At 60.3% G+C, this 8,899-nt stretch carries 9 protein-coding genes; 1 reads left to right on the top strand and 8 read right to left on the bottom strand.

Translation table 11 applies throughout. The features are described 5' to 3' along the window. Nucleotides 1-574: 574 nt before the first annotated feature. The 8 genes from cysC to LJ656_RS24585 all read right to left on the bottom strand — a co-directional run bounded on the left by cysC (nucleotide 575) and on the right by LJ656_RS24585 (nucleotide 8,061). Nucleotides 575-1,177, bottom strand: a complete 603-nt coding sequence (cysC, locus tag LJ656_RS24620; RefSeq protein WP_230512126.1) for an adenylyl-sulfate kinase — start codon at nucleotides 1,175-1,177, stop codon at nucleotides 575-577. Nucleotides 1,178-1,354: 177 nt separating this feature from the next. Continuing rightward, nucleotides 1,355-2,602: an MFS transporter gene (locus tag LJ656_RS24615; protein ID WP_230512125.1), complete on the bottom strand. Its 1,248-nt coding sequence runs from the start codon at nucleotides 2,600-2,602 to the stop codon at nucleotides 1,355-1,357. Nucleotides 2,603-2,630: 28 nt separating this feature from the next. Further along, nucleotides 2,631-3,443: a class I SAM-dependent methyltransferase gene (locus tag LJ656_RS24610; protein ID WP_230512124.1), complete on the bottom strand. Its 813-nt coding sequence runs from the start codon at nucleotides 3,441-3,443 to the stop codon at nucleotides 2,631-2,633. Nucleotides 3,444-3,449: 6 nt separating this feature from the next. Further along, nucleotides 3,450-4,598: a hypothetical protein gene (locus LJ656_RS24605; RefSeq protein ID WP_230512123.1), complete on the bottom strand. Its 1,149-nt coding sequence runs from the start codon at nucleotides 4,596-4,598 to the stop codon at nucleotides 3,450-3,452. A 13-nt stretch (nucleotides 4,599-4,611) separates the two neighbouring features. Next, the gene (locus LJ656_RS24600) at nucleotides 4,612-5,337 is read right to left on the bottom strand and encodes an SDR family NAD(P)-dependent oxidoreductase (RefSeq protein ID WP_230512122.1); all 726 of its coding nucleotides are present in this window, start codon (nucleotides 5,335-5,337) and stop codon (nucleotides 4,612-4,614) included. Then, a complete protein-coding gene (locus tag LJ656_RS24595; RefSeq protein ID WP_230512133.1) occupies nucleotides 5,337-6,080 on the bottom strand; it encodes a sulfotransferase-like domain-containing protein in 744 nt (247 codons plus the stop codon). The genes LJ656_RS24600 and LJ656_RS24595 overlap by 1 nt, the downstream gene beginning before the upstream one ends. 17 nt (nucleotides 6,081-6,097) lie before the next feature. Then, entirely contained in the window at nucleotides 6,098-7,324 is a 1,227-nt protein-coding gene (locus tag LJ656_RS24590; protein WP_230512121.1) for a transaldolase family protein, read from the bottom strand. A 47-nt stretch (nucleotides 7,325-7,371) separates the two neighbouring features. Next, nucleotides 7,372-8,061 (bottom strand): HAD family hydrolase, encoded by a 690-nt coding sequence (locus tag LJ656_RS24585; protein ID WP_230512120.1) that lies wholly within the window; start codon nucleotides 8,059-8,061, stop codon nucleotides 7,372-7,374. 170 nt (nucleotides 8,062-8,231) lie between these two features. Here LJ656_RS24585 and LJ656_RS24580 point away from each other — a divergent pair, with 170 nt between their 5' ends. Beyond that, complete coding sequence (locus tag LJ656_RS24580; RefSeq protein WP_230512119.1) at nucleotides 8,232-8,873, top strand: CGNR zinc finger domain-containing protein; 642 nt, start codon at nucleotides 8,232-8,234, stop codon at nucleotides 8,871-8,873. Nucleotides 8,874-8,899 lie beyond the last annotated feature (26 nt).

Raw genomic sequence — 8,899 nt, 5'->3', positions numbered from 1 at the left:
ACTGTTTTCGGTTTCGTCAGAAACCGGTCGCTCACTCAACGTACTGACGATGATTAATCCGTCTTTCGACAGACAAACCTTCCTCTAATACTGTGTGAGGCTTTTGATACTTTTGCTATCCGGCGGCTCCGAAGAACCACCGTCGCATTCCGCATCAAGCGCCCACACTTATCGGCTGTTAGTTTTTAAAGATCTTTCGCTAAGAAGCTCTGCTTTCTTCGCGTCCGTCATCAAACGGGAGGCGAATTATGAAGAGCCAATGCGACACCGTCAAGCCCATTTTTGAATTTATTTTTTGGCTCGCGTTCAGGTAACGCTCGTCCAGGGATCACGATACTTCGCCGCCGCAACTGCCGCGTTGCCGTTGCCATATACCCTCGCGGCTGGTTTTTAGCAACGCCCCCTGTCACGGACAGTCGTGCGCCTGGAATCGGTCTCCTCGCATCTTTCGCGTTCGCGACAAGACAGTCACTCGTCCCAAGGAGCTGCGCGGGCCGTGCCTGTTCAGTGGGCAGCATAAGGAGTCGCCTATCCGGTGCCCGGCTCCCGGCCTTCCGTCGCCAACTTCTTCTGTTCACCACTGCGCTTCAAACCATTTCAGAACTTCATCGACTCCGTCCTCGATCGACATCTCCGCTGTGCCGATGAATACATCCGGACTCTCCGGTGGCTCGTATGGCGAATCTATTCCTGTGAAGTTCTGGATCACTCCCGATCTCGCGAGTCGGTATAGTCCCTTCGGATCCCGTGCCTCTGCCACTTCGACCGGTGCGTGGACGTGAATTTCGGCGAATCTGTGTCCGGCCGCCGTGGCCCGCGCAATTACACGGTCCGCGCGGAACGGCGAGATGAAGCAGACCAGAACGATCATGCCGGCATCCGCCATCAGCCTTGCTACTTCCGCGACCCGGCGCACGTTCTCGTGCCGGTCTACATCGCTAAAGCCGAGGTCCTTGCATAGGCCGAGCCTTACCGAGTCGCCGTCGAGTATGTAGGTCAAGCGGCCGGATGCGTGCAATCGCATTTCGACGCTGTTCGCGATCGTCGATTTTCCCGCGCCGGAAAGTCCGGTGAACCAGAGAATCGCCGGCATCTGTCGGAGCAAGCGCGATCTCAACGCGCAGTCGACTCGAAAATCGTGCGTCTGAAGCTGGGATGCGGACACGTCTAAAGTCATTTTCGACACTCCGTTCAGATAACGGAACGAGCAAGGCAATCGTGCGTTCCGCGCATGCCGTATCACCAGTTCCGCGATTTCGGCGCGGCGAACCGCCTCGGTGACGCTCGATCAGATACTCGGCCGCCACGTTCGCTGAACCGATCGCGACATCGTGGCCGCTTAGCCCAGCGGCCATCACGGGCGCCTCGCGAGACTGCCTCCGATCGGCAGCGTGCTCTCGCTTCGGTCGCTACGCAAAGCACACGTGAGCGCGAATTGCAGACATAGCAGCGCGGCGATCGCGGCGTAGACGCCGGTCAGACTGCCCAGTTGCGCTTTCGCCCAACCGCCCGCGAAGTTGCCCAACATGCCGCCGATCCCGACCATAACGTTGGCAATCCCAAACGCCTTCGTCAGCGCCAGCGGCGCAAGCGTTTTGCTCATGTACGCGGGTACCAGCCCGAAGATCGGATAAAACGACAGGCCGAATAGCACCGCCGACAGATACAGGCCGGCCACCCCCATCGGCAACCAGATCAACGCCGCTGCCACAATCGCGAAAGCGAAGGTAATCAGCAGCGCACGGCGCACACCGATCCGGTCCGCCAGCGCGCCGAGTGCGAAACCCGCGAACATCCCTATCGCACCGATCAGCGACCACACGTGGCCCGCCGTGGCAATCGAGTGATGAAGCTCTTCCCGGATCATCGGCACCAGATAGGTCTGATACGGCAGCAGCGTCAAGCCGTTGATAAACGCGATACCCCAGATCACCGGAAGCTGGCTCCGGCCCCCGGCTTCGATCGCTTGGTGCCGCTTAGGTTCGGACTGCGGATTGCTTCGTTTCCCGAAGAGTCGATAGCGGGCGAACACAAAGGTCGCGAGCAGCGTCAACACCATGGTCGCGCTGCCGGAGACGATCCAGACCGAGCGCCAGCCATAGTGAGGCACCGCAAATGGCACGAACAGTCCGTTCGCAAACACGCCATAGCTCGTGCCACTCGAAATCAAGCCCAGCAAGCGCGCGCGGTATGCTTGCGGAACATGCCTTGTGACGATCTCCGCCAGCGGCACGTACACTGAAGCTGAGCAGCCCCCGAGTAGCGTCAGCAATACGCCGGCCTGCAGCGCACTGGTGCTGAACGCCAGCGCAAGCAGACAGAGACCGCACAAGCCGACCGACAACAATGCCAGCGTGCCGCCGCCAATCAATGGGCTCACGAGGCTTCCGGCAAATGCGAATGCGAGAAAGCCGATCTGCGCGGCCGCCGTGATCGTGCCGACCGTCGTGTAGCCGAAATCGAGCGCCGTCTTCATCTCGATCACGACGGTCGCGAACAGATACACGCCAAATCCGTACGTCGCCGCGACAAAAGCTGTCAGCGTGGCGGCCAGCACGGCTGTTTTTGCCAATGCATGAGTCGTGTCCGTGGTTGCTTGCATGAAGTCCTCCTCCGCGTGGACAGCCGCGTCAGCGCGCCCGATTGCGGCAAACGTGAAGCACGAAGCCGCATGTCAACGGGTCATACCGTTCTTCGAAATCGCCGTAGGCGTTCAGATATTCGAAGCCGGCTTCCTCGATCGCGCGGCGCAACGCCGCTGCTCGAATCGGATGAACGGACAGGCGGTATTGCTCGGCGGCGGCGAACGAATAGACGAAATCCACGTTCTCGTCACTCATGTTCTCGAACTCGACGCGCACCGTTTTTCCGCAATACGCGACGTTTCCGGCCGGGCGATAGGTTCCGGCGAGAATAGCGTCGAAATTGCGCTGATCGATCAGCAGCAGGCCTCCCGGCTTCAGCACCCAGCGAAACTGGGCGAGCGCGGCCTGCCGGTCTGCCTCGGAGCGAAGGTGGCAAAAAGAACTGCCCAGACAGATCACTGCGTCGAAAACTCCGTGGATTCCGGCTGTCAGCGAGCGCCAATCGGCGAGATACACCAGCATCGACTGTCCGCAAGCGCGGGCGTTTTCGATTGTTCTTTCGACCATCGTGGCGCTGCCGTCCGACGCGGTGACCGCGAAGCCGGCGCGAGAAAGATCGATCGCGTGATACCCGGTTCCGCACGCAGCGTCGAGTACGGTGTTTACACCGCGTTGCTTCAATAGCTTCTGGAAGAAGCCGTTCTCCGCTTTCGCCCTGCCGTCCCAGTTAATCAGTTCGTCCCAGCGCTCGACGAACGAGCGGTGATACTGCCCGGCGAAATCCGCCGCGGCCGACGTGGCCGGTTCGACAATGTCTTGTTCCATTGAAATGGTCCGTGAAGATGCGGGAAGGGACAATCGTGCTTATGCCGCGGCGTTGATGTACGTCGCGTATGCGCGGTATTTCGCAGCCAGCTCCGTCGCGCGATCGAGACTTTCGTCCGGACGCAGGATGCGGCAGTCGTAACCGAGCAGCCGCTTCATGATGTCCATCGACCAGTCGCAGAAGCGCACCGTGCCATCGAGCTCGATCTGCTCGATACCGTCGGCCATCTGGCATTGCTCGTTGATCCACACCGCGTCGGCGACAGTGACGTGTTTCGGCAGGTCGAGCCGAACCTTCAGTCCATCGATCTCGACCGGGTAGCCGCCTGGCAGCCCTAACGGTCCGGGCGCGTGGGTCCGTACCGGCCGCTCGGACAGAAGGCCACGCAGCACACTGACCGCGGATGCGGCCGTCAGAATCTGACCGTCGATGCCGCCAAGGCGGCGATGACGGCTGCCCACTGCTTCGAGGATCGCCTTCACCGGAACCTCGGCGCTCACATCACTCCCATCGAGTTCGACATCCATGCAGAACGGTGCATTGGTCGGCTCGCCGTAGCGCGGCACGTAATGGCTGAAATAGTGCTGCGCGATCAGCTTTACGCAGACCAGTCGTGGCGACACGCCGAAGTGCTCGGCGATCGCCGCGCGGATCGCTGGTACGACGTTGCACACGTTGCCGATGCCGACGAGCGGCGCCAACCCGAGATGGCTGAGGATCGGATTCACCGCGTCCGGATACGCGGGGTTCACGACCACCGGCTTGACGCCGGCCGCGACGATCGCGGTCATCAACCGATGCATCAGCGTCAAATGCATCGGCAGCCACGGGCCGAACTGAGCCGCGTCGAGTTCATCGAAGTGACGCTTCGGCAGGTTCGTGATAATGCGCCACGATTGCAGCGATGCGCCATTGAAGATCACCGCGGGGTTGTGCGTCGCGATCACCTCGGCCGTGCGCGCCGTATCCAGCAGGTCCGCCGCGTCGGGCGTCACCCGTACGGTCCGGCCCAGTTGCAGCGCCGTCAGACGAACCAGATTGGCCAACCGCGTGGCCGACTCCAGACTCCTGCCGACGACGACGAGGTCCGCATGATCGTCGCGGGCGAGCAGATGAAGCACGTTGCCGGTCAGGTTACCGGTGCCGAAAAGCATGATGCGGCTGTTGCGATCAGTGATGCGGGACATATGCGTTCTCCGCTCAGCGTGGGTAAGCGCCGTTGTCCACCGGCACGATTTTTCCGGTCAAATGCCGGCTCGCGTCCGACAGCAGGAACATCACGACGTCCGCGACGCCTTCCGGCAAAATCGGCTCTTTCAGCGTTTCCTGACGCTGATATTCTTCCAGCCGATATTGCGGAATCCGGTGATAGATCGCGGTCTCGCGGATCAATGCGGGCGACACCGCATTCACGCGAAGGTAAGGCGCGAAATTCATCGCATTGCTCTTCGTCAGACCAATCACCGCGGCCTTGGTCGAGCCATAGAGCGCGTCGGAACTTCCGACTTCTCCGGCCACCGACGTGAGGTTCACGATCGCCGCTCTTTTGCCGGTTTGCTGCACGTGTGCGGCGAAATCCTTCGATAGATGAATTAGCGCGGTGAGGTTGACCGCAATGATGCGGTCGATCTCATCGTCGGAGTACTTGTAGACACTCTTGCCGTGGTAAAGACCGGCGTTGTTGACAAGTCCGTCGAGGCAATCGAAGCGCTCCGTGCAGCGCCCGAAAAAGCGTCGCAATGCACCCAGGTCGCCGACGTCGACGACCTCGCCGAAGAAGCTATCGCGCGGAAACTCCCGCGCAAGCCGCTCGATTGCCGGCCCGTCGATGTCGCAACCGATAACGGTTGCGCCTTGTGCCACACACTTTCGCGCGACTGCCGCGCCGATTCCGTTGCCCACGCCCGTGACTATCACTTGTTGCATCACACAACCTCCACCGGTAGACGAAGCTTCTGTTGGTTCAGCAGTTCATAGAACGGAAGATGATGCCGGTAATAACTTTGCAAGCGCGGATTCGTATCGATATCCACGGTATAGGTGCGGGCCGTGTTCCGCGTAATTGCGGTGCTTGCGCCGGCTTCGCTGTGCCACTCGCGCCATGCCTCCCATTGCGCGGGCATACCGGCGTTCCATTGCAGCGCGTCGGCGCGGTGCGCAATCCCAGCCGCATCGCAGAACGCCTTCATCGTCGCGTCGGGCCGGCTTGCGAGATCCTGTGCATGAATCACGACCGGAGGATTTCCGGTCAACTCGCGAACCCGCTCGAAAACCCGGTAAAGCGCTTCGTAACCGATCGCATCGAGCTTCATGTCGGGAAACAGTTCGGCATGCGACAGAATCGTCGTCTTCGGATCGCGAATAATGAAAGCGTTGGTCTGGTAGGCGAGAAATTGCGCATCGGCGAGCAGTTCGTCGACGCAGTGGTAGCACATATCCTTGTGAAAAATGTTGCTGCGAGTCGCCGCTTCGAGCAGACCGTCGCGCACTTGCCGATACGAACCCGCAGCGCTTTGCGACAGATGGTTGAACGGGATGTACTCGGCGTTGCTGCCTGCGAACCGGCAACTCGCAAAGGGCTCGTGAAAAACCTGAAAATCGCCGCGCTCGATGAACACACGCTCGAACGCCGTCGAAAGGGAGCGTGGGTGGGCCCATAGCGCAATCATCCGTTTCATTGTGTCCCTCACACGGCCAATGGCGACGGCACCCTGGCGAGCGGCGGCAAACTCGGTTTCGGGTGATGGCAGTGACGGGCCTGAAAGCCCTGAGCAATGAAATCGTGCATTCGCCGGACGCTTGCGCACGCTTCCGCCGCGGTGGTGATGAACGCGCCCTGATGATGAAAGGACTCGGCCGGCATGCCTTCGGCCGTGCTCGCGCTGGCAAAGTACGGCAACGACATCAGCCGCGCATGCAGAGCTGCCGGAATCGTTTCGAGTTCCTGCATGCTCCCCCGCTTCGCCACGTCTGGCAGCGTATAGTTCGCGTCGATCAGGCTTTTGAGCAGCGTGGGCGTGAGCGTATAGGCGATCGGCGTGCCCGCCGTTTTCTCGAGATGCCAGCAACTGACGGAGTCACCGGTTAACCCGGGATCCGCTTTGATACTGGAAAGAAGCAGCTTCGCGGGAATTCCGGAATTCGTTATCTCACTGAGCATCTTGCGAAAGATCGCCACTTCCGCCCAGCGAACGTCGGCGAGCCTAAGGTCGATCCCTCGGGCACGCGCCTGATCCAACAGATCTCCCTGACTGCCGAAACGGCCGATCATGAACGTAATGACACTGCGCCACCGCACTGGTGCGCTTTTACGCCGCTGCAAACCTGCCTCGATCGCCCGCAGACAGCATCGCACCTGCGGCACGGTATAGGAGAACGTGCTGTTGATCGAAATGCCGCTCGCGACGAGTTGCTCCACCGTCTCGTACCCCGCCGCGCTTCCGGGTATCTTGACCATCACGTTCGGACCCAGTGCGGCGAGTTCGAGACCCTGCTGATACATGCGGTGGCCGTCGAGGCAATCGCGGGGATCGACCTGCGCGCAGACCCAGCCGTATTTCCCGTCGGTGCTCTCCCACAAATACCTGAGGCGAGCGGCCGCGTCGCGCAGTACTGCCTTGTAGAGGCGCCAGTAGATCGATTGCAGCGAGTCGTATGGTGTTTCGTCTATGAGCCGGTGAACCTCGGTTTGCCAGTGCGCGGGTTGCTCTGTAATGCAGTCGGCGATTAGACGCGGGTTCGTCGTAGCCCCTCTGAATAGTGACCCGAGCGGCTCCCGCGAATTGAACAGTTCGCTGATATCTTTGCTGGAAAGTCGAATAGCCTTCGTCCAACTGTCGAATACCGCCGGCGATGAGTCCCACCACAATTCGGCATCCGAATTATATGACGCGATTTCACTCAGAAACCTCATTCTCTCTCCTCCTCACTATCTTATTCGGATACCTGTTGAGCAGACTTCTATAGTAATTGGTAATGCGAAATGAGATCCGGCAGCAAATGCATCTTTGAGAATGTGGCGGTCGCGCCGGCCGCGCTCAACTGCGTTGCGCGATGCTCGGGAGCGAAGCCGAGTACCGTCATGCCGGCTGCGACGCCAGCCTGAACCCCGACCACGCTGTCCTCGATCACGATCGTCCGGGCGGGGTCCACGCCCATTTCCCGCGACGCGTGAGTGAATAGCGCCGGGTCCGGTTTCCACGCGCCAATTTCGTATGCACTGAAGATTCGCCCGTCGAACCGGGAAAGTAGTCCGGTCAGGGATAGCGTCAGCCGAACCTTTTCGGACGGACCACTGGAGGCAACACAGCTCGGCGTATCAATGGCGTCCAGCGCGTCCGCGACGCCCTCGACCGCGCTCAGATTGGCGGTGAAACCCTTCGCCGATTCGGCCCGGAAATTACGTTCGAACGCCTCGGGGAGCTTGAGGCGATACGAGCGTTCGACTTCCTCCAGACACTCGGCGATCCGCCTGCCGCGGAAGCGGTCGACCGCGTAGTCATCTTCGATATCCACGCCCAACTGCCGCAACATCCCCGCCAGAATCGACAGTCCCAGCGGCTCGCTATCGACCAGCACACCATCGCAATCGAAGATGATCAGGCGCTCGTCCTCTGGCACCTCGCAATCTTTCACTTTGCTTTCGCTCATTGGTCCCCTCGTTTGCAAGGTGGGCGCGGGTCATGTCGAACTGATTCTGGCTACCGAAAAATAACCTGTCAAGGAGTTATTACCGGTTAATCGTAACCGCTATTTGCGATTTTCCCGGGGGCGCGATTTTATTCATGTGACATAATCCATGCACTCATTGGGGACCCGTCATGCCTGAACATCGTGGAAGGATCGAGACCATTCGTTTGATTGGCGGGAGCGCCTGTCTGGACTTCGTCAACACGGCGAACGGCCGGCGCGCGAACGGATCGCTCGGTTCGTTCGAGGAAAACCTGTGCAGTCCGAACGATGTGGCCACCTGGGCCGCACGCGCCAACCTGACAACGCCCGAAGAGCAGGCCACTCTTCTTCGCGCGATCGCGTCGGATCCGGCGAGCGCTAATACCCGACTGGCCGAACTGATTGCGTTCCGGGACCGGCTGTATCGTCTATTTGAGGCGACGGTGGATGGACGAGCGTGCGCGGACGGGACCGCGGAGCTGAACCGGATGCTTGCTCATACGCTGCCGTATCGGCATATCGCGGAGGGTGGAGACGGTGCGCCTTTTCAGTGGAATTGGATGCAGGCGATTACCGCGGAGAATCTGTTCGATCGAATTTTGGGACCGGTGGCACTGTGCGCCGCGGAACTTCTGACCGGCGAACTCGGCCGTTTGCGACTCTGCGCGTCGGACGATTGCGACTGGATGTTTCTCGACACGAGCAAGAGCGGGAGACGGCGCTGGTGCCAGATGGATGTGTGCGGCAATCGGGCTAAAGCGCGACGGCATGCGCGAGCGGCGGGGCTTTGAGTAGGTGGACTGAGCCGCGCTAGGGT

The sequence above is a fragment of the Paraburkholderia sejongensis genome, from assembly GCF_020880815.1.
GTDB classification, from domain to species: Bacteria; Pseudomonadota; Gammaproteobacteria; order Burkholderiales; family Burkholderiaceae; genus Paraburkholderia; species Paraburkholderia sejongensis.
The sequence above is the reverse complement of the archived record's forward strand: the minus strand, read 5'-3'. Positions and strand labels throughout refer to the sequence as shown.